The organism is Arenimonas sp., assembly GCF_044348765.1.
GTDB lineage: Bacteria > Pseudomonadota > Gammaproteobacteria > Xanthomonadales > Xanthomonadaceae > Arenimonas.
In genome coordinates this window covers 87,096-107,044 of sequence record NZ_JBIKSE010000001.1, presented here as the reverse complement: position 1 = coordinate 107,044, position 19,949 = coordinate 87,096, and the positions used below count along the sequence as shown (strand labels likewise).

17 protein-coding genes and 1 pseudogene are annotated in these 19,949 nt (G+C 59.0%); 15 read left to right on the top strand and 3 right to left on the bottom strand.

All coding sequences use genetic code 11. The features are described 5' to 3' along the window. The 12 genes and pseudogenes from ACIQ0Q_RS00500 to lpxC all read left to right on the top strand — a co-directional run. On the top strand, positions 1–258 hold a 258-nt coding region (locus ACIQ0Q_RS00500; RefSeq protein WP_395770999.1), incomplete at its 5' end, for a penicillin-binding transpeptidase domain-containing protein. Then, the gene (locus tag ACIQ0Q_RS00495) at positions 255–1,730 is read left to right on the top strand and encodes a UDP-N-acetylmuramoyl-L-alanyl-D-glutamate--2,6-diaminopimelate ligase (protein WP_395770998.1); all 1,476 of its coding nucleotides are present in this window, start codon (positions 255–257) and stop codon (positions 1,728–1,730) included. The genes ACIQ0Q_RS00500 and ACIQ0Q_RS00495, both read left to right, overlap by 4 nt. Next, the gene (gene murF / locus ACIQ0Q_RS00490) at positions 1,727–3,112 is read left to right on the top strand and encodes a UDP-N-acetylmuramoyl-tripeptide--D-alanyl-D-alanine ligase (RefSeq protein ID WP_395770997.1); all 1,386 of its coding nucleotides are present in this window, start codon (positions 1,727–1,729) and stop codon (positions 3,110–3,112) included. Before ACIQ0Q_RS00495 ends, murF begins: the two co-directional genes overlap by 4 nt. Continuing rightward, complete coding sequence (gene mraY, locus ACIQ0Q_RS00485) at positions 3,102–4,184, top strand: phospho-N-acetylmuramoyl-pentapeptide-transferase (RefSeq protein ID WP_395770996.1); 1,083 nt, start codon at positions 3,102–3,104, stop codon at positions 4,182–4,184. The genes murF and mraY overlap by 11 nt, the downstream gene beginning before the upstream one ends. Further along, a complete protein-coding gene (gene ftsW / locus ACIQ0Q_RS00480; protein WP_395770995.1) occupies positions 4,184–5,470 on the top strand; it encodes a putative lipid II flippase FtsW in 1,287 nt (428 codons plus the stop codon). The genes mraY and ftsW overlap by 1 nt, the downstream gene beginning before the upstream one ends. Then, a pseudogene (gene murG / locus ACIQ0Q_RS00475) lies at positions 5,467–6,537 on the top strand (undecaprenyldiphospho-muramoylpentapeptide beta-N-acetylglucosaminyltransferase); the annotation flags it as partial. The gene ftsW and the pseudogene murG, both read left to right, overlap by 4 nt. An 8-nt stretch (positions 6,538–6,545) precedes the next feature. Next, positions 6,546–7,979, top strand: coding sequence for a UDP-N-acetylmuramate--L-alanine ligase (gene murC, locus ACIQ0Q_RS00470; protein ID WP_395770994.1), 1,434 nt, complete (start codon positions 6,546–6,548; stop codon positions 7,977–7,979). Next, positions 7,976–8,914, top strand: coding sequence for a D-alanine--D-alanine ligase (locus tag ACIQ0Q_RS00465; protein ID WP_395770993.1), 939 nt, complete (start codon positions 7,976–7,978; stop codon positions 8,912–8,914). Before murC ends, ACIQ0Q_RS00465 begins: the two co-directional genes overlap by 4 nt. Then, positions 8,914–9,657: a cell division protein FtsQ/DivIB gene (locus ACIQ0Q_RS00460; protein WP_395770992.1), complete on the top strand. Its 744-nt coding sequence runs from the start codon at positions 8,914–8,916 to the stop codon at positions 9,655–9,657. Before ACIQ0Q_RS00465 ends, ACIQ0Q_RS00460 begins: the two co-directional genes overlap by 1 nt. Position 9,658: 1 nt before the next feature. Next, positions 9,659–10,900 carry a cell division protein FtsA gene (gene ftsA, locus ACIQ0Q_RS00455; protein WP_395770991.1) on the top strand — a complete coding sequence of 414 codons (1,242 nt, stop codon included), beginning with the start codon at positions 9,659–9,661 and terminating at the stop codon, positions 10,898–10,900. A 29-nt stretch (positions 10,901–10,929) separates the two neighbouring features. After that, the gene (gene ftsZ / locus ACIQ0Q_RS00450; protein WP_395770990.1) at positions 10,930–12,156 is read left to right on the top strand and encodes a cell division protein FtsZ; all 1,227 of its coding nucleotides are present in this window, start codon (positions 10,930–10,932) and stop codon (positions 12,154–12,156) included. 206 nt (positions 12,157–12,362) lie between these two features. Next, positions 12,363–13,274: a UDP-3-O-acyl-N-acetylglucosamine deacetylase gene (gene lpxC / locus ACIQ0Q_RS00445; protein WP_395770989.1), complete on the top strand. Its 912-nt coding sequence runs from the start codon at positions 12,363–12,365 to the stop codon at positions 13,272–13,274. Positions 13,275–13,357: 83 nt separating this feature from the next. On the opposite strand, the gene ACIQ0Q_RS00440 is transcribed toward lpxC, so the two are convergent. Beyond that, positions 13,358–13,732 carry a DciA family protein gene (locus tag ACIQ0Q_RS00440; RefSeq protein WP_395770988.1) on the bottom strand — a complete coding sequence of 125 codons (375 nt, stop codon included), beginning with the start codon at positions 13,730–13,732 and terminating at the stop codon, positions 13,358–13,360. On the opposite strand from ACIQ0Q_RS00440, the gene ACIQ0Q_RS00435 reads away from it, so the two are divergent. The 3 genes from ACIQ0Q_RS00435 to ACIQ0Q_RS00425 all read left to right on the top strand — a co-directional run bounded on the left by ACIQ0Q_RS00435 (position 13,719) and on the right by ACIQ0Q_RS00425 (position 18,420). After that, complete coding sequence (locus tag ACIQ0Q_RS00435; protein ID WP_395770987.1) at positions 13,719–14,627, top strand: peptidoglycan DD-metalloendopeptidase family protein; 909 nt, start codon at positions 13,719–13,721, stop codon at positions 14,625–14,627. The genes ACIQ0Q_RS00440 and ACIQ0Q_RS00435 overlap by 14 nt on opposite strands. A 122-nt stretch (positions 14,628–14,749) precedes the next feature. Beyond that, positions 14,750–17,458, top strand: coding sequence for a preprotein translocase subunit SecA (gene secA / locus ACIQ0Q_RS00430; RefSeq protein ID WP_395770986.1), 2,709 nt, complete (start codon positions 14,750–14,752; stop codon positions 17,456–17,458). Continuing rightward, positions 17,455–18,420, top strand: coding sequence for a Nudix family hydrolase (locus ACIQ0Q_RS00425; protein ID WP_395770985.1), 966 nt, complete (start codon positions 17,455–17,457; stop codon positions 18,418–18,420). The genes secA and ACIQ0Q_RS00425 overlap by 4 nt, the downstream gene beginning before the upstream one ends. 49 nt (positions 18,421–18,469) lie before the next feature. Here the strand turns inward: ACIQ0Q_RS00425 and coaE are convergent, their stop codons facing one another. Together coaE and ACIQ0Q_RS00415 are read right to left on the bottom strand one after the other, a co-directional pair. Further along, a complete protein-coding gene (coaE, locus tag ACIQ0Q_RS00420) occupies positions 18,470–19,084 on the bottom strand; it encodes a dephospho-CoA kinase (RefSeq protein ID WP_395770984.1) in 615 nt (204 codons plus the stop codon). After that, positions 19,084–19,947: a prepilin peptidase gene (locus ACIQ0Q_RS00415; RefSeq protein WP_395771002.1), complete on the bottom strand. Its 864-nt coding sequence runs from the start codon at positions 19,945–19,947 to the stop codon at positions 19,084–19,086. The genes coaE and ACIQ0Q_RS00415 overlap by 1 nt, the downstream gene beginning before the upstream one ends. Positions 19,948–19,949 lie beyond the last annotated feature (2 nt).

Below are 19,949 nucleotides of genomic sequence, written 5' to 3'. Positions count from 1 at the left end.
GCAGGCATGGTGCCGGTCGATAATCCACGGTTCTCGATGGTGGTGGTCCTGCAGGATCCCGACCCCAGTCGGGGTTATACCGGCGGCGTGGTTTCGGCTCCGGTATTTAAGAATGTCATGGAAGGATCGCTGCGCCTGCTCGATGTGCCGCCCGATAACATCGAGCAATGGTATGCCGCCCGTGCGCCTGCTCTGGCGCCGTTGCCTGCACCGGCAGTCGCGCAGTCACCACCGCCGGATACAGAGGTGCTTCAATGATCCGGCAGATGGCATTGACTGAATTGGCCGAAGGCCTTTTCGCACTTTCCGGACATGCCGATTGCACTGTGACCGGCATGACCAGCGACTCGCGCGCCCTGCAACCAGGCGATGCTTTCATCGCGGTACAGGGTCTAACTGCACATGGCCTGTCATACCTGCATGCCGAACAGGCGGCCCAGGCCTCGGTGGTGCTCTATGAGGCGCCGGCGCCGGCCAGTACCGTCATTCCTGAAAACGCCATTGCCGTACCGGCATTGAAATCCCTGCAGGCCACTATTGCCAGCCGGTTTTTCGGCGCACCCGCACAGGCGATGACCATGGTCGGCGTGACCGGTACCAACGGTAAAACATCGACCGTCCAATTGATTGCACAGGCCTTCACACTACAGAGCCGCCGCACCGGTACCATTGGCACGCTCGGTACCGGACTTTACGGTCAATTACGTTCCGGCGAGCGCACCACACCCGATGTCATCGCCGTACATCGGGCATTGGCTGAAATGCATGATGCCGGCGCTGAAGCAGTGGCAATGGAAGTGTCTTCGCATGCGCTGGATCAAGGGCGCGTAGCTGGAGTCACCTTCGATATCGCTGTATTTAGTAACCTGACTCTGGACCATCTGGATTACCACGGCACTATGCAGGCCTATTTCGAGGCCAAGGCCAAGCTGTTCACCTGGACCGGTCTGCGTCATGCAGTGATCAATGTCGATGATGCATATGGCCGCCTGCTGGCAGAAAAACTACCAGTCGGAATCCACTGTATCCGGACTACCTCGCAGGACGCCGAAGCCGATCTGCGGGCCGAAGCGCTGGCGCTGGGACTGGACGGCATGCGTTTCATGCTGGTTTACGGCGCCGAACGCGCTGCCGTGGCATCACCGCTGCTGGGCCGTTTCAATGCCGATAATCTGTTGGCCGTGGCCGGTGTGCTGCTTGCCGACGGCATGGGTCTGGGCGATGTCGCCGCGCTGCTCGGGCGCTTGAGCCCGGTCGATGGCCGCATGAGCCGCTTGGGCGGCGTGCACGGAAAACCGCTGGTGGTGGTCGATTACGCGCACACGCCTGATGCCCTGGAGCAGGCGCTGAAAACCCTGCGCGGACACAGTCAGGCGCAGCTGATCTGCGTGTTTGGGTGCGGCGGTGACCGCGATCGCAGCAAGCGCCCGTTGATGGCCGCCAGTGCCGAACAATGGGCCGATGCAATCTGGGTCACCGATGACAATCCGCGCAGTGAATCCGGCGATGCCATCATTGCTGAAATCCGCGCCGGATTCCGTCAGGCCCAAGCCGTCCGAATCCAGCGCGACCGCCGCGCCGCCATTGCCGAGGCCATTGCCGCCGCCGGTCCGCAGGATATCGTGCTGATTGCCGGTAAGGGCCATGAAACCTACCAGGAAGTTGATGGCATCAAAGCGCCGTTCGATGACCGCGCCATCGCCGCTAACTTCTTGCAGGAGGCGGCATGAGAACGGTCGAACTCTCGCAGTTGGCGCAATGGTGCGAAGGCCGACTGCTCGGCAACGATGTGACGATTTCAGCAATCAGCACCGACAGCCGTGACAATCTGCAAGGCGCGCTGTTCGTCGCCTTGAAGGGTGAGCGTTTTGATGCGCATGAATTCGTCGCCCAGGCCAAAGCCAACGGTGCCGCGGCTTTGCTGACGCATCGCCCGGTGGATTCGGATCTGCCGACCATTCTGTGCGCCGACACCGAAGAAGCGCTCGGTGAAATCGCCGCCGGTTTTGCACGCACCCGCTCGGCCGTGGTGCTGGCCTTGACCGGCAGCAACGGCAAGACCTCAGTCAAGACCCTGTTGCATGCCATTCTGGCGCGTGCGGGGAAGGCGTATGTCAATCCCGGCAACCGTAACAATGAAATCGGTCTGCCATTGGCCGTTATCGAGGCGCCGGAAGACGCGCAGTTCGCCATCTATGAAATGGGTGCCGGCAAACCAGGCGATATCGCTTATCTAACCAGCATCGTTACACCCAATATCGCGCTGGTCAACAATATCGCGCCGGCGCACATCGAGCGCATGGGTTCGTTGCTGGGCATCGCCGAAACCAAGGGTGCCATATATGAGGCTCTGCCCGATGATGGCCTGGCCGTGGTCAATGTCGATGATGCCTTCTGTCCTTACTTCCTCGAACGCATCGCCGGACGCGGCGTACTGCGCTTCGGACTGGACAACAATGCCGATGTTACCGCCGGCACTATTATCCTCGGTGCCGATGGTACGCGTTTCGATTTGATCACGCCGGCCGGGCGTGCCGAGGTCGAGTTGCACATGCCCGGGCGTCACAATATTCTCAATGCCCTGGCGGCCAGCGCCATGGCCTTGGCCGCCGGCGCACCGTTCGAAGCCATTGTTGCTGGTCTTCAGTCAGCCAAGCCGGTAGCTGGGCGTCAGGATGGAAAGATGCTGGCCAACGGCACCGTGCTGATCGATGACAGTTACAACGCCAATCCCGGTTCGGTATTGGCCGGCATCGCGTCGCTGGCCGCTGCCTGTGCCTTGGACGGAAGACAGTCGGTGCTGGTGCTCGGCGATATGGCCGAACTGGGCGACACTGCTTTGGATCTACATGCCCAGATTGGCGCCGCGGCGAAAAACCTAGGCATTACAGGCATGATGACTTGCGGCGTTTTGAGCCGAGCGGCATGTGACGCCTTCGGTGCTGGCGCCTGTCATTTTCCGGACCGTAGGGCTTTGATCCAGACCTTGGCCGGCAGTGTCGATGGTTCGCAGCGCGTGCTGATCAAAGGTTCACGCTCAAGTCGGATGGATGAGGTTGTGAGCGCCCTTTTGCAAGTCCATGGAACCCAGGAGAAACCGGATGCTGCTTGAGTTGGCACGTTGGTTGCAGGAATTCGCCCGACTGTTCGCCCTGTTCGATTACATTACCATGCGTGCTATTCTCGGCGCCTTGACCGCGCTCGCGTTGTCGCTCTGGCTCGGTCCGACAGTCATTGAACGGCTATCGCGTCTCAAAGGCGGTCAACCGATCCGCACCGACGGACCGCAATCGCACTTCTCCAAAGCCGGTACGCCGACCATGGGCGGCGCACTGATTCTGATGACCATCAGCCTGTCAAGCCTGCTCTGGGCTGATCTGCGCAATCGCTATGTCTGGATCGTGCTGGCGGTATTGGTATGTTTCGGTCTCATTGGCTGGCTGGACGACTGGATCAAGATCGTCAGGCGCGATCCGAATGGACTGAAGTCACGGCATAAATACGCATTGCAGTCGCTGTTCGGCGCGATTGCCGCTGCCGTTCTGTTCACTACCGCCGACGCCCCCTCGAATACCACGCTATATCTGCCACTTTTGAAAGACGTGGCGATACCGCTCGGAGGACTGTTCATGCTGGTGGCATATTTCTGGATTGTCGGTTTCTCCAATGCCGTCAATCTGACCGATGGTCTTGACGGTTTGGCGATCATGCCGACAGTGTTGGTCGCCGGCGGTCTCGGTATCTTCGCCTATGCGTCCGGTAACGCTATATTCTCGGACTATCTGCAGATTCCCGCCGTTCCCGGTGCCGGTGAACTCGCTATCGTATGTGCTGCCATTGCCGGCGCGGGACTTGGTTTTCTTTGGTTCAACACGTTTCCGGCCATGGTGTTCATGGGTGACATTGGTGCTTTGGCACTTGGTGCCGCGCTCGGTACCATTGCCGTGATCGTACGCCAGGAATTGATTCTAGTGATCATGGGCGGTATTTTCGTAATCGAAACCTTGTCGGTGATGATCCAGGTCGCTTCCTTCAAGTTGACCGGCAAGCGTGTGTTCCGCATGGCGCCGATCCATCACCACTTCGAACTCAAGGGTTGGCCGGAGCCGCGCGTAATCGTGCGTTTCTGGATCATTTCGGTCATTCTCGTCCTGGTCGCATTGGCGACCCTGAAGGTGCGCTGATGGCGACGCCCGCCCAGGCCACCAAATACAATGAACTGGGCGGCCGTATCGATGTCTGGATGTTGTGCGCAATCACTGCACTCATCGGTCTTGGCATCGTGATGGTGGCTTCGAGTTCGATGTCGTATGCAGTGATGACTGGTCAGGGTCCGTTTTATTACTTCAATCGTCATCTGATGTTCCTTGCCATCGGTTTGGCTATAGCGGCGGTGATACTGCGTACCGAGATCAAGCAGATCGAAAAGTACGGCTATATTTTTCTGTTGCTGTGCTTCCTAGCGCTGCTCAGTGTCTGGATTCCCGGGCTTGGTAAATCGGTCAACGGCGCGCGGCGCTGGGTGCAGCTTGGACCGCTCGGATTCCAAGCGGTGGAAGCGGTCAAGTTGATGTTCATCGTTTGGCTGTCGAGTTATCTGGTGCGTTACCGTGACCAAATTCCGGTCAGCCTGAAAGCCTTGCTCAAACCGATCGGATTGGCCTGCATTCTGGTGGCTCTGTTGCTGATTCAGCCGGACTTCGGTTCCTCGGCGCTATTGCTGGCAATCACCTTGTGCATGGTCTGGCTGGGCGGCGCCAACCAGAAGCACATCATCGGACCGGCGATTCTGATTGGCATCGCCATGGGGTTCATCGCCTGGCTGGAACCCTACCGGGTCAAGCGCCTGACCACTTTTCTGGATCCCTGGGCCGATCAGTTCGATTCCGGTTTCCAGCTGGTGCAGGCGTTCATCGCCATTGGCCGCGGCGGGCTGACCGGCGTCGGTCTCGGTGGCAGCGTGCTCAAGCTCGATTATCTGCCGGAAGCACATACCGACTTCATCTTTTCGGTATTCGCCGAGGAATTTGGTTTCATCGGCATCTGCGTGCTGGTGGGTTTATTTGGCATACTCACCTGGCGAGCGTTCCGGACCGGGCTCGGCTGTCTGGAATTGAACCGTCCTTTCGCCGCGTATTGTGCGTTCGGACTCGGTCTATGGATTAGCATCCAGGCCACGGTATCGGTCGGAGTGAATCTCGGCGTACTGCCGACCAAAGGCCTGACTTTGCCCCTGATTTCCTCTGGGGGTTCCAGTCTGATGATGACCTGCGCTGCCATGGGTCTATTGTTGCGCATCAGTTATGAACTTGATCGTGCCCGTCGCCAACGCGGTGAGCGTAGCGAACCGATGCGCGTGGACGCTTCCGGTTTCACCCATATCGCGCCTGCTCAGATGACTGCAGCCCAGCAAGCTGCGCGACTCGGTGGACGTAGCCGTATCGAACCGACAGCGGGAGCTTCGGCATGACCGTGCCGTCGCCTGTGATGATCATGGCCGGAGGAACCGGTGGCCACATCTTCCCCGGCTTGGCCGTGGCCGAAGCCCTTCGCGTACGTGGCGTGCCGGTGCTCTGGCTTGGATCCGAGGGCGGCATGGAAACCCGTTTGGTTCCTGAACATGGCATAGCCATCGAAACGCTCGCGATCAAAGGGCTGCGTGGCAAAGATCTGCGCAGCCTGCTGCTTGCGCCCTGGCGAATTTTTACTGCCGTGCACAAAGCGATGGCATTAATCCGCCGGCATAAACCCGCGGCCGTCGTCAGTTTCGGTGGCTACACCGCCGGTCCAGGCGGTCTGGCCGCATGGCTTCAGGGCCGGCCGCTGCTGGTGCATGAACAGAATCGTGCACCGGGCATGACCAATCGTCTGCTGGCGCGCATTGCCGATCAGGTCATGACCGGATTTCCCGACAGTTTTCCCGGTATCGAGAGTCGCGTGGTTGGCAATCCGGTGCGGCCGGAAATCAGTGCACTGCCTGATCCCGCCATACGCTTCGTTGGGCGCGATGCTGCCCTGCGTGTGTTGATTCTGGGTGGCAGCCAGGGTGCGCGTGCCATCAATGCCGCGTTGCCGTCGGTGTTTGCCGCTTTGCAGCCAAAGCAAAGTTTTGTCATTCGCCACCAGTGCGGCGAAAAAATGCTGGAGGAGGCGCGGAGCGCCTACGCCGCCGCCGGTGTCGAAGCCGTTATCGAGCCCTTCATCCAGGACATGGCACAGGCCTATGGCTGGGCGGATGTCGTCATCGGACGGGCCGGCGCCTTGACCGTGGCCGAACTCTGCGCGGCCGGTGTCGCCGGCATCCTGATTCCGCTCCCGACTGCAGTCGATGACCATCAGGCCATTAATGCGGAATACCTGCAGCACAGCGGTGGCGGGGTCTGGTTCCGCCAAGATGAAAAACTGACGAAGAACCTTGCCCGGGAGCTGGCCAATCTGGCAAATGATCCGCAGCGGCGGCTGGCTATGGCTAATGCCGCACGCGCTGCAGCCTATCCACAGGCGGCAAACGATGTGGTGGAATTGATCGTTCGGGAGATGGCGGCATGAAGCGGCGTTTATTGAAAGACGGTGATCTGGCCCGCGCCTTCCCACGTATCCATTTCATCGGCATCGGCGGATCGGGCATGAGTGGTATCGCCGAAGTGATGGTTACCCTGGGCTATCAGGTCAGTGGTTCCGATCAAAGCGAGAGCCAGGCCACACGACGCTTGCAGGACATGGGTGCGACTGTGTTCAAGGGCCATGCCGCAGGGCATGTCGACGGCGCCGATGTGGTTGTCGTATCAAGTGCCATTAAGGCAGACAACCCCGAGCATCTGGCTGCCCGTGAAAAACGCATTCCGGTGGTACCCCGCGCCGAAATGTTGGCCGAACTGATGCGCTTCAAGCGCGGTATTGCCATCGCCGGCACGCACGGCAAAACCACCACCACCTCGCTCACCGCCAGTGTGCTGCGCGAAGGCGGCATGGATCCGACCTTCGTCATCGGTGGCCAGCTGCTGTCCGCTGGTACCAATGCCCAACTCGGTTCCGGTCAATGGCTCGTGGCTGAAGCCGATGAGAGCGATGGCAGCTTCCTGCGACTCAATCCCTTGGTGGCCGTGGTCACCAACATCGAAGCCGATCACCTGGAGAATTACGGCGGTGATTTCAATCGCGTGAAACAGGCGTTTTCGGAATTTCTGCACCGGCTGCCGTTCTATGGCTTGGCCGTGCTCTGCATCGAAGACGATGAAGTGCGCACTCTGGCCGATGAAATGCCGCGTCACTGTCTGACCTACGGTTTCCGTGACGCCGCCGAAGTGCGCGCCAGCGATGTCCATCAGCTCGGCGGCCAGATGCATTTCAAGCTGCATTTGCCCGATGGCCTGACTCAGGCCGTGGCCTTGAACATGCCGGGAAAACACAATGTGTTGAATGCCTTAGCCGCCGCTGCGATTGCCTGGCAATTAGGCGTCGATCCGGAGGCCATCGCCAAGGCGCTGAGCGAATTCCAGGGTGTTGGACGCCGTTTCAACATCAAAGGCGAACTGGCCTTGACGCAGGGTATGGCGCTGATGGTCGATGATTACGGCCACCACCCGAGCGAACTGGCGGCGGTGTTCGCCGCCGCGCGCGGCGGCTGGCCCGAAAAACGTCTGGTGGTGGCTTTCCAGCCGCATCGGTATTCACGTACGCGTGATCTGTTCGATGAGTTCACCGCCGTGCTTTCCGAGGCCGATGCGGTCGTGCTGACCGATGTCTATGCCGCCGGCGAAGCGCCGATCATCGGTGCAGATGCCAAATCTCTGGCGCGCTCGATACGCACCCGGGGCCGCTTGGATCCAGTAGTGGTCGGACCGGCGCAGGAATTGCCGCGGGTTCTGGCCGATGTACTCAAAGACGGCGATCTGCTGTTGATGATGGGTGCCGGTGATATCGGTGCGGTCGCCAATGAACTGGCCGCGAATGGACTTGAAAGGAAGCAAGGCGCATGAAGCTGATGAACGATCCCGCCCGTTTCGGACGCGTCGCCGTATTGATGGGCGGCAGCAGTTCCGAGCGTGCGGTATCGCTGGATTCCGGAAGCAATGTATTGGCCGCGCTGCAGGCGCAGGGCATCGATGCCTTTGCCGTGGATGGCCTTCCTGCATTGCTGACTTTGTTGGTCGAAAAGAAAGTCGATCGGGTATTCAACATTCTGCATGGCAACAAGGGTGGTGGAGAAGACGGCGTGTTACAGGGCCTGCTGGAGGCGTTCGGGGTGCCCTATACCGGGTCCGATGTGCTCGGTTCTTCGTTGAGCATGGACAAGATCCGCACCAAGCAAATCTGGTTGTCGGTGGGTCTGTCGACGCCGCGCTATGCGCGTCTGGCGCCGGGCGCTGATGTCGCCGCCGCCGCCCGTGAGCTCGGGCTGCCGGTCATCGTCAAGCCGTCCTGCGAAGGTTCCAGTGTCGGTGTCAGCCGGGTGTTCGCCGAAAGCGATCTGGCTGCTGCGGTTGATCTGGCCAAGCGCTATCCCGGTGAGCTGTTGATGGAACAGATGATTGTTGGCCAGGAATACACGGTCGCCATCCTCGGCGAGCACGTACTGCCTTCGATTCGCATTGTGCCAGCCGGTGAATACTATGATTACCACGCGAAATACGTGGCCGATGATACGCAGTATCTGTGCCCCGGACTTGAGGGCGCCGACGAACAGGCCATCGGCGCACTGGCGCTGGCCGCGTTCCGGGCAGCCGGATGCCTCGGCTGGGGTCGCGTTGATGTCATGCGCGATGCCGACGGCCGTTTCTATCTTCTGGAGGTGAATACTGCCCCCGGTATGACGTCACATTCTTTGGTGCCAAAGGCCGCCAAACAGGTCGGTATCGATTTCGACACCCTGTGCTGGCTCATTCTGGAATCAAGCCTGGGAGATACGCACTGATGCCCATCTTCCGCCGCCTGCTGCTCGGACTGCTGGTGCTGGCCATTCTGGCTACGCCGGTGATTGCCGTGCTTAACGGCTGGGTCGGCGGACTGCATTGGCCGATGCAACGCCTGCAAGTGACCGCACCTTTTGCTTTCGTCGATCAGGACAAAGTCCGCACCGCGGTACTACCGTATCTCAAAGACGGCTTTTTCGCAGTGGATCTCAATGCCATCAATGCCAAGCTGCAGACATTGCAGTGGGTCGAGCGCGTCGAGGTCCGTAAGCAGTGGCCGGACACCCTCATCGTGCAGATCCATGAGTACCGGCCTCTGGCGGTCTGGAACGGGACGCAGATGCTGGCCGAGCAGGGCTCGGTGTTCGCGATGCCGAAGGCTCGGTTGCCGGCATTGCCATCTTTCAACGGCCATCCTTTGCAGGCGACCGACATGGTGGCTTTTTACGGCAAGGCGCAACCGCTGTTCCAGTCGGTCGGTCTGGCCATCACCGAACTCAGCATCAGTGAACGCAATGCATGGCGCATCGTGCTTTCCGATGGTCTGGTACTGGATATCGGCCGCAATGACGCCGATGCCCGCTTATCGCGCTTTGTGGCGCTGTTGCCGAAAATCAAACGGGAAGAGCCGCGCCGTCTGGTGCATGCCGATCTGCGTTACACCAATGGATTCGCGTTGACCTGGCGCGCGCTTGCCGCACCAGTACCGGCCGAACCGCCAACAAACCCACAGGAACCCGTCTGATATGAGCCGCAGAAGTGATAAATCCCTGATCGTCGGACTGGATATCGGAACCTCCAAGGTGACGGCTCTGGTCGGCGAATACTCCCTCGATAGCGATGAAATCGAGGTCATCGGATTGGGCACCCATGATTCACGTGGCATGCGCCGTGGTGTCGTGGTCGACATCGAATCGACCGTGGAATCGATCCGCGGTGCCATCGAGGAAGCCGAAGTAATGGCCGGCTGCGAAATTCGCTCGGTCTACGCCGCCATCTCGGGTTCGCATACCGAATGCCGCAGGTCGTCCGGCATCTCCCCGGTGGTCGGCGGCGAGGTGCATTACCACGATCTCGAGCAGGCGCTGCAAGCCGCCAAGGTGGTAGCCATTTCCTCCGATCAACGCATCATCCACGCCATACCACAGGAATACATCCTGGATAATTTCCAGGAAGGCGTGCGCAATCCGGTCGGCATGTCGGCGGTGCGTCTGGAGCTGCACGCACTGCTGATTACTGCCGCGACTTCAGCCGCATCCAATATCGAAAAATGTATCAGCCGTTGCGGTCTGCAGGTCGATGGCCTGGTACTGTCATCGCTGGCGTCCTCGCATGCTGTGCTGAGCATGGATGAAAAGGAATCCGGCGTGGTGTTGGTCGACATGGGGGCCGGCACCACCGACATCGCGGTCTATGCCGGCGGTTATATCCGGCATGCTGCCTCGTTACCGATCGGCGGCGACCAGGTCACCAATGATATCGCCCACATCCTGCGTACCTCCACGCCGGATGCCGAGCAATTGAAAATCCGTTACGCCTGTGCATTGGCGCAATTGACCCGCGCCGATGAATCCATCCAGGTGCCGGGCGTCGGCGGCCGTGCGCCGCGCCGTCTTGCCCGGCAATCGCTGGCCGAAGCGGTGCAAAGCCGTTACGAAGAGATCTTCGAGCTGGTGCATGCCGAATTGCGGCGTTCCGGTTTTGAAGAGTTCGTACGTGCCGGCATGGTATTGACCGGCGGTGCCGCACGCATGGAAGGCGTGGTCGAGCTGGCCGAGGAAATCCTGCACATGCCGGTGCGTGAAGGCATTCCGCAGAACATCCAGGGATTGGGTGAGGTGGTGGGCAATCCCACTTATGCCACGGCAGTCGGTTTGATGCAGTGGGGACGCATGAGCGACAACCCGCGCCGACCGGGGTTCCGCAGTCCAAATGCAGCTAGCGGTTGGTTCGGAAAGATCAGTAAGTTCATTAAAGGCGAGTTGTAAACACACATAAAACCAAAGAGGACATCATCATGGCGTATTTCGAATTAGTGGAACAGGCTGCACCCAATGCAGTCATCAAAGTGGTCGGCGTCGGCGGTGGCGGCGGTAATGCCGTGGCGCATATGGTCAACTCGGGCGTGGAAGGCGTCGAGTTCATCATGGCCAATACCGACTCCCAGGCCATCAAACAGTGCGGTGCCAAGACCCATCTGCAGCTCGGCACCAATGTCACCAAAGGTCTCGGCGCCGGCGCCAATCCGGAAGTCGGCCGTCAGGCTGCGTTAGAAGACCGCGATGCCATCGTGCGTGTGCTGGAAGGTGCGGACATGGTGTTCATCACCGCCGGCATGGGGGGTGGTACCGGTACCGGCGCTGCACCGGTGGTTGCCCAAATCGCCAAAGAACTCGGCATCCTGACCGTTGCGGTCATTACCAAGCCGTTCCCATTCGAAGGACGCCGGCGCATGCAGACCGCATTGCAGGGTATTGAAGAGCTGGCCAAGCACTGCGACTCATTGATCACCGTACCCAACGAGAAATTAATTACCGTGCTCGGCCGCGACGCCACCATGATCAGCGCGTTCAAGGCTGCCAATGAAGTGTTGATGGGTGCGGTCCAGGGTATTTCGGAACTGATTACCCGTCCGGGCATCATCAATGTCGACTTCGCCGATGTTCGCACCGTGATGAGCGAAATGGGTCTGGCCATGATGGGATCAGGCACCGCACGCGGCGATGACCGCGCCCAGGCAGCCGCCCAGTCCGCCGTCAATAACCCGCTGCTGGACGAAGTCAATCTGCATGGTGCCAACGGTGTGTTGGTAAATATCACCGCCGGTCCGAACTTTACCATGCGTGAATTCGACGAAGTCGGTAGCACCATCGAAGGCTTCGCCTCCGAGGATGCCACTGTCATCGTCGGTACCGTGCTCGATCCGAACATGGGTGATGAAGTGCGAGTGACCGTGGTGGCGACCGGTCTCAATCAGGCCCGTGGCGGCAAAGCCGCTCGGCCGGTATTGGTCGAGCCGGTGCAGGATTGGCGTCAGGCGGGCACGGGCACCCATGGCCCGGTGCCGTTTGATCCGGTCGATCCGCCCGGCCTCGGTGGCATTTCCAGCACCCTGCGCCGTTCCGGAAGGACCGAACCCACCACCGCTGCCGCCGCCCCAGCCACGGCCTTGAGTGATCTTGCCCACAGCGGTGGTCAAAGTTATTTGGATATCCCTTCGTTCCTGCGCCGCCAGGCAGACTGAAGCCATCCAAGGCAATATCCCTGGGCCGTTGTCCTTGCGGTCCCAGGCTGTTTCGGCCCGGCGGGCATCCGTCGGGCCCTTTCTTTGGTCAAACATAGGTTTTTGATTTACAATAAACTCGTAAATCCCTGATAATTCAACAAGCCGACGTCATTTTCAGGCCAAAATTTATCTTTCATACACCAATGAGTCCTTAGAATCACCGCATGATTAAGCAACGTACATTGAAAAATGTCATCCGCGCCACCGGCGTGGGCCTGCATAGTGGCGAAAAAGTGTTCATGACCCTGCGCCCTGCTGCGGTCAATACCGGGATTGTGTTCCGCCGTATCGATCTCCCGGTTCCGGTTGAGGTCAAGGCCCAAGCCCATCTGGTTGGTCACACCCAGTTGTGCACCGTGTTGGTGGATGAAAACAATGTCAAGATTAAAACCACCGAGCATCTATTGGCGGCGTTGGCCGGCTTGGGTATCGACAACGCCTATATCGATTTGTCTTCCGAAGAAGTGCCAATCATGGACGGTTCGGCCGGCCCGTTCGTTTTCCTGATTCAATCCGCCGGTATCGAGGAGCAGAACGCGCATAAGCGCTTCATCCGAATCACCAAAACCTTGCAGGTTAGCGACGGGGACAAATGGGCCCGTTTCGAACCCTATGAAGGGTTCAAAGTCGGTTTTACCATTGATTTCAAACATCCTGCGTTCAAGAGATCGGCCGCCAATGCCGAAATCGACTTCTCAACCACCTCATTCGTTAAAGAGGTCAGTCGTGCCCGCACCTTCGGGTTCATGAAAGACATCGAATACATGCGCGACCGCAATCTGGCCCTGGGCGGCAGTCTGGAAAATGCCATCGTTCTCGATGATTACCGCGTGGTGAACGAGGATGGACTGCGGTTTGATGACGAATTCGTTAAACATAAAATTCTGGATGCCATCGGCGATCTGTATTTAATGGGTCACAGCCTGATTGGTGCCTATTATGCCTATAAATCAGGGCATGGCCTTAACAATCAATTGCTTAGGGCCCTTATTGCCGATCCGAGCGCATGGGAAGAGGTGGTGTTCGAGGAAGAGACTTCCCCGATTTCGTACGCCAATCCGGTTTTGGTTAGCTGAACTGAACCTGAAATAATTCAAGCATTTAACTTTATTTTAACCGGCTATTAACCCTTTGTTGCCGCTTTTCCCCCGACAATGACCTATGCCATCAGGTCGGTGTTCGGCGCGAAACCGACATCGACCTTGATCCGGATTTCCCGGGCATGAAGCCCAAGCGACTGCGCCGCCACCAAGACCTCTTGGCTGTGTAAGCGGAGTTTGTTTTTCCAGACCGGACTGGCGGCATGAAAAACCAGTCTATCGTCATCCCAGGACACCAACCGGCATTGCCGGGCTAGGGCCGGCGGTAGACTTCGACGCAGTCTCTGATCCACGTTCGCCAATGCATCGGCGCGCGTAATCAGGGCCCCGAGGCCGGAGCTTTTGAGCGCGGACAGCGCGGATTGCTCGGGTTTTGCGGGTTTGTCCGCGCCCATGAAGAATTCCAGAGATTGTCCTGTAATGCTGAACATCATACTCGTTTCAAAATACCTGAGAGCTCCAAGGAAATTTAATCTGCATGACCGCCGTACCGCACTGGTTTTCGGCGGCGCGGTCTTGGCTGTACTGGCCCTGGTGTTCTTGATGGGCATCGCGGCCAGCCGCGCCGTTGGTGGTCTGCAGCTCAGCCACCTGCAGCAACGCGTGGCCGAACAGGATCGTCAACTCGTCGAAATCAAAGCTGAGAACCAGCGCGACATGAATGCCATGGCCCTGCGGCTCGCTGAACTGCAGGCCCAGGCCAACCGCTTGAATGCCCTCGGCATCCGCCTGACCCGCGACAGCAAGCTGGCCGGTGGCGAATTCGATTTCGAGAAGACTCCGGGCGCCGGTGGTGCCGAAGACGCCGAGGACGTGTCCGCGGCCGATTTGAATAGCAATCTCAAGCAGGTCAGGGCCGAATTCGAAAGCTCATCCCGGCAGCTGTCCGTGCTTGAATCCATGCTGTTTGAACAGGAGTTGGAGCTGAAATCGCAGCCAACCACCCGCCCGACCGACAGCTATGTGACCTCGGACTTCGGTTATCGCATGCATCCGGTCCTCGGCGGTCGTGCCCACCACAATGGCATCGATTTCGAAGCCAATATTGGTGATCCGGTGCGTTCGGCCGGCAACGGCCTGATCAAATTCGCCGGTTGGAAGACAGGTTTCGGCAATGTCGTCGAAATCGACCATCAGAACGGCTACGTCACGGTTTATGCCCATAATTCCGCCTTTACCGTCAAGGAAGGCGATGTCGTGCGTGCCGGCCAGGTGGTGGCCAAAGCCGGTTCGACCGGCCGTTCGACCGGGCCGCATGTGCATTTCGAAGTGCATAAAGACGGCCGCCCGGTCAATCCGCGCGCCTTTCTGGATAAATCCCGCGGCTAAGACTTGATATACCAAATTCCGCCCACAGGTTAAAATATGCGGCTATCCCCGGATGGCCGCTTTTTTTGGCGCCTCCAGGGCTCACTCCTGCGTAAGCAGGAACCACCATCACCGGCTTAACCATGTTCAATCAACTTCTTACCAAGCTTTTCGGAAGCCGCAACGAGCGGGTCCTGCGCCAATACCAGAAGAATATCGCGCGGATCAATCAGCTGGAAGAGGGTCTGAAAGCACTCGATGATGCGGCTCTCAAGGCTAAAACCGATGAATTCAAGCAACGCATCGGAAAGGGCGAGGCCCTGGATCAACTGCTTCCCGAAGCCTTCGCGGTCTGCCGCGAAGCCTCCATCCGTACCCTTGGCCTGCGCCATTATGATGTCCAGTTGATCGGCGGCATGGTGCTACACTCCGGACGCATCGCCGAAATGCGTACGGGCGAGGGCAAAACCCTGGTCGCAACTCTGCCGGTCTATCTGAATGCACTGTCAGGCAAAGGCGTGCATGTGGTGACGGTCAACGATTATCTGGCCCGCCGCGATGCTGCGACGATGGGCAAGCTTTACAACTTCCTCGGATTGAGCGTCGGAGTGGTGGTTCCGGGCATGCCGCATTTGGAGAAGAAAGACGCCTACGCAGCCGATATCACCTACGGCACCAATAATGAATACGGGTTCGACTACCTTCGCGACAACATGGCCAGCAGCAAGGAAGAGCGTTTCCAGCGCGGTCTGAATTTCGCCATCGTCGACGAAGTCGACTCCATCCTCATCGATGAAGCGCGTACTCCGCTGATTATTTCCGGTCCGGCCGATGAATCGCCCGAGCTGTACGTTAAGATCAACCGGATCGTGCCGAAATTCGTCAAACAGGAAAAAGAAGACGGTGAAGGCGATTTCTGGGTCGATGAAAAGTCCAAGCAGACCCATCTCTCGGAAACCGGCATGGAGCGCGCGGAGCAGCTGTTACATGAAGCGGGTATCCTCGCTGAGGATGATGACCTGTATTCCGGAAACAATCTGGCGGTGGTCCACCATCTGAATGCCGCCTTGCGTGCCCATGCCCTGTATCAGCGTGATGTCGATTACATCGTGCGCGACGGCGAAGTCATCATCGTCGACGAATTCACCGGCCGCACCCTGCAGGGTCGCCGCTGGTCCGATGGCCTGCACCAGGCCGTCGAGGCCAAGGAAGGCGTACCAATCCAGCGCGAAAACCAGACCCTGGCTTCGATCACCTTCCAGAATTATTTCCGCATGTACGGCAAGCTCGCCGGAATGACCGGCACCGCCGATACCGAAGCCTACGAATTCCAGAACATCTACGGGCTGGAAGTGGTGGTCATCCCGACCCACCGTCCGATGATCCGCAAGGACGATCCCGATCTGGTCTACCTGACCCGCGATGCCAAGTTCAAAGCCGTGGTCGAGGATATCCATCGCTGTTTTGACGCCGGTCAGCCGGTACTGGTCGGTACCACCTCGATTGAAACCTCCGAACTGCTCTCCGGCGAGCTGAAGAAAGCCGGTGTACCGCACGAAGTCCTCAACGCCAAACAGCATGAGCGCGAAGCGCATATCGTGGCCAATGCCGGTGCCGCCAAGGCGGTCACCATCGCCACCAACATGGCCGGCCGCGGTACCGACATCGTGCTTGGCGGCAGTCTCGAGGCTGAACTTAACGCGCTTGGCGCCGAGGCCACTGAGGCTGAGCGCGACGGGGTAAAGGCCGTTTGGATGGTCCGTCACGAGCAGGTGGTCGCTTCCGGCGGCCTACACATCATCGGCACCGAACGTCATGAGTCACGACGCATCGATAACCAGCTGCGTGGCCGATCCGGCCGCCAGGGTGACCCAGGCTCATCCCGTTTCTACCTGTCGCTGGAAGACAACCTGATGCGCATCTTTGCTGCCGACTGGGTGCAGACCGCCATGCGCCGGATGGGCATGAAGGAAGATGAAGTCATCGAATCCGGTCTGGTCTCGCGCCAGATCCAGAATGCTCAGCGCAAGGTCGAGGCGCACAACTTCGATATGCGCAAGAACCTGCTTGAATACGATGATGTCGCCAATGACCAGCGCAAAGTCATCTACCAGCAGCGTAATGAACTGCTGGAAGCCGATGATGTCTCAGAAACCATCCTGGCCATCCGCGAAGACGTGGTTGAGGAGCAGGTCCGTAAATTCGTGCCGCGCGATTCAATCCATGAACAATGGAATCTGCCGGGGCTGGAACAGTTCGTGCTCGAGAACTTTTCGGTGAATGTCGATCTGCAGGCGATGCTGGCCGCTTCCGACGAAATCGATGATACCGCCATCGCCGATGCCGTTCAAAACGCGGTTACCAGCCACTTCGCGGACAAGGAAGCGCAAGCTGGACCGGAAATGACACGTCAGATCGAAAAACTGCTGATGCTGAACGTGCTCGACCAGACCTGGAAAGAGCATCTGGCGCGCATGGACTATCTGCGTCAGGGCATCCATCTGCGCAGCTATGCCCAGAAGCAGCCGAAGCAGGAATACAAACGCGAGAGTTTCGAGCTGTTCTCGGAAATGCTCGATAAGGTCAAGCTCGATGTCACCTGCATGCTCGCACGCGTGCGCGTGCGTGATGAGAGTGAGGTATCTGCGATGGAAGAGGCCGATCGCCGCCGCCACGAGCAGCAGGCCAGTCAAATGAATTTCCAGCATCCATCCGCTGGCTCGGCCAGCGCCGATGAGGAACTGTCCGATATGGGCGTCATCAAAGCCGCCGGTCCGAAGGTCGGCCGCAATGATCCCTGTCCCTGTGGCAGTGGCAAGAAATTCAAACAATGCCATGGGCAGATCGGATGATACGTCGAGCCGTAACCCCCCGCGTGGTGCCGGTTGCCGCCGGTGTGCTGACCGATGCCAGTGGCCGTGTATTGCTGGCGCGTCGTATTAGCGGCCGTGATCTGGCCGGTGCCTGGGAATTTCCAGGCGGAAAGATTGAACGCAATGAAACTCCCGAAGAAGCACTGAGGCGGGAGCTCAAGGAAGAACTCGGCATCGATGTGTTGGCCGCCGAGCCGCTGATGTCGGTGCCGCAGCATACCGGCAGCAAAAGCATCATGCTGGATGTATTCAAGGTCACCAAATACAGTGGTCAGCCGCGCGGCCTAGAAAATCAGGCCTTGGCCTGGGTGCCGAACAGCAAATTGCGGTCCTATCCGATGCCGCCGGCCGATCTGCCGGTGGTGGCCGTGCTGCAGAAGCCGCCACATTACCTGATTACCCCCGAGCCCACCACCGATACCACACGCTTTTTGCGCGAACTGGATGCAGCCTTGGCCTCGGGTCAGCGCTTGGTGCAACTGCGCGCCAAGACCTGGCAGGAAAAACCCTTGAAGGCGCTACTGACGCTGACCGTGGCGCTGTGCAAGAAACACAAAGCCCAGCTGTTGATCAACGGTCAACTCGGGCTAGCGCATGATTTTGACGTTGGCCTACACCTGACCAGCGATCAGCTGATGGCCCTGCAATCACGTCCGATGGCCGCACGCCTGCCGGTGGCGGCCTCCTGCCACAATCTGGAGCAACTCAGGCACGCGCAGGCGCTCGGTCTGGATTTCGTGGTGCTCGGGTCGGTCAATAAGACCGCCAGCCATCCGGACGTGTCACCGATGGGTTGGAAAGCCTGGCAACAAATGCGGGCAGAAGTGTCCTTGCCGATCTTCGCTATCGGCGGTCTGGGTCCGCAGGATGTCGCCGTAGCCCGCCAGCACGGTGCACAGGGTGTAGCCGCTATCCGTGCATTCTGGCCGAATCTAGCCTGATTGCCGTGATGATTGTCTGATAAGAGAAATGCGGCCTCAGGTCGCATTTTTATTGATACCCCGCCGCCAGCGTTCGGTAGCGGACCAGTAGATGCTGCGTCCAGTGTTCCAGACTGGCCAGATCCCCGTCATTGATCAGGACATCATCCGCCATGGGCAGGCGCCCGGCGCTGTCGAGCTGTGCAGCCATCATCGCCGTCGCCAGTTCCTCGGATGAGCCGTCGCGGGCGCGGATACGGGCCACCTGCAGTTCCGGCGGAGCTTCCACGATCAGAACTCGGTCAAGCCAGCCGTAAGCGCCGGCCCGGCTCTGCGGACTGAGTAAGGGGATTGCCACGGCGACAATACGGGCATTCGATGCGCTACTGCGTTGCTGCAGCGACTGTTGGATAGGTGGATGCAGAATCGCTTCCAAACGGGTTTTTGCAGCGGCATCGGCGAAAACGTAAGCACGCAGTGCAGCGCGTTCGAGTGTGCCATCGCGTTTGATGAATTGCGGACCAAGCTGTTCGGCGATTTCAGCCAGAGCTGGCATGCCCGGCGCGACCAGTTCGCGGGCGATGTCGTCGGCATCAATGATCTCAGCGCCACCCTGCTGCAGTATCCGGCACACCACGGATTTTCCCGCGGCGATTCCGCCAGCGACCGCAATCCGCAGTGGCATCAGTGACCCGTGGCCCAGTTCAGGTAGATGCCGAGGAAATCGGCACCGGAAATGAATTGAATCCAGCCGGCGATGGCCAGGTATTGACCGAAAGGAATCTGGGTATCGCGGCGTTTGCCGGCGGTGGCCAACCAGAGACCGCCGATGATTGCACCGACCAAAGACGACAGCAGCAGCACCGGCAGGACCGCCTTGATGCCGCACCAGGCACCGATGACCGCCAGCAGTTTGAAATCTCCTTCACCCATACCGTCCTTGCCGGTCAGTAGTTTGAACAGGCGGGTTACCGACCAGAGACTGAGATAGCCGGCCACCACGCCGAGTATGGCCGAGACCGGATCGATATACAAAGTAATCAGGCTGGCAATCAGACCAAGCCACAGCAAGGGCAGGGTGATCTGGTCAGGCAGCAGCGTGGTGCGCAAATCGATTCCGGATAAGACCACCAATGCCGCCGTGAATGGCAGTGCGAACAGCAACTGTAGGGAAATACCGAAGCGCCACACACACAGCGCGAACAGAAGTCCAGTAATCAGTTCGACGGCCGGATACTGCCAGGAAATCGGAGTTTTGCAGGCACTGCATTTGCCGCGCAGCAGCACAAAGCTTAGCAGGGGGACGTTTTCCCATGCCGAAAGGGCATGGCTGCAGTGCGGACAGGCTGAACGGCTAAGCACCAGGCCGGACGGTTTCGGTTCGTAGACTTCTGGAAGCGCCAGAATCTCACGCGCCTCCTGGCGCCAGGCCCATTCCAGACGCGCTGGAAAACGCAGAATCACTACATTGAGGAAGCTGCCGACCAGCAGGCCGAGTCCGAATGTCAAGGCGATCAGCAAGACCGGATTGGCCTGCAACATCGCCAGCA

Bases quoted from the DNA above. Each gene is read 5' to 3' on its own strand.
- mraY (WP_395770996.1), top strand. From the start codon at position 3,102: ATGCTGCTTGAGTTGGCACGTTGGTTGCAGGAATTCGCCCGACTGTTC.
- ACIQ0Q_RS00465 (WP_395770993.1), top strand. From the start codon at position 7,976: ATGAAGCTGATGAACGATCCCGCCCGTTTCGGACGCGTCGCCGTATTG.
- ACIQ0Q_RS00435 (WP_395770987.1), top strand. From the start codon at position 13,719: ATGCTGAACATCATACTCGTTTCAAAATACCTGAGAGCTCCAAGGAAA.
- ACIQ0Q_RS00460 (WP_395770992.1), top strand. From the start codon at position 8,914: ATGCCCATCTTCCGCCGCCTGCTGCTCGGACTGCTGGTGCTGGCCATT.
- coaE (WP_395770984.1), bottom strand. From the start codon at position 19,084: ATGCCACTGCGGATTGCGGTCGCTGGCGGAATCGCCGCGGGAAAATCC.
- murF (WP_395770997.1), top strand. From the start codon at position 1,727: ATGAGAACGGTCGAACTCTCGCAGTTGGCGCAATGGTGCGAAGGCCGA.
- ACIQ0Q_RS00440 (WP_395770988.1), bottom strand. From the start codon at position 13,732: ATGATGTTCAGCATTACAGGACAATCTCTGGAATTCTTCATGGGCGCG.
- secA (WP_395770986.1), top strand. From the start codon at position 14,750: ATGTTCAATCAACTTCTTACCAAGCTTTTCGGAAGCCGCAACGAGCGG.
- ftsZ (WP_395770990.1), top strand. From the start codon at position 10,930: ATGGCGTATTTCGAATTAGTGGAACAGGCTGCACCCAATGCAGTCATC.
- ftsW (WP_395770995.1), top strand. From the start codon at position 4,184: ATGGCGACGCCCGCCCAGGCCACCAAATACAATGAACTGGGCGGCCGT.
- ftsA (WP_395770991.1), top strand. From the start codon at position 9,659: ATGAGCCGCAGAAGTGATAAATCCCTGATCGTCGGACTGGATATCGGA.
- murC (WP_395770994.1), top strand. From the start codon at position 6,546: ATGAAGCGGCGTTTATTGAAAGACGGTGATCTGGCCCGCGCCTTCCCA.
- ACIQ0Q_RS00425 (WP_395770985.1), top strand. From the start codon at position 17,455: ATGATACGTCGAGCCGTAACCCCCCGCGTGGTGCCGGTTGCCGCCGGT.
- ACIQ0Q_RS00495 (WP_395770998.1), top strand. From the start codon at position 255: ATGATCCGGCAGATGGCATTGACTGAATTGGCCGAAGGCCTTTTCGCA.
- lpxC (WP_395770989.1), top strand. From the start codon at position 12,363: ATGATTAAGCAACGTACATTGAAAAATGTCATCCGCGCCACCGGCGTG.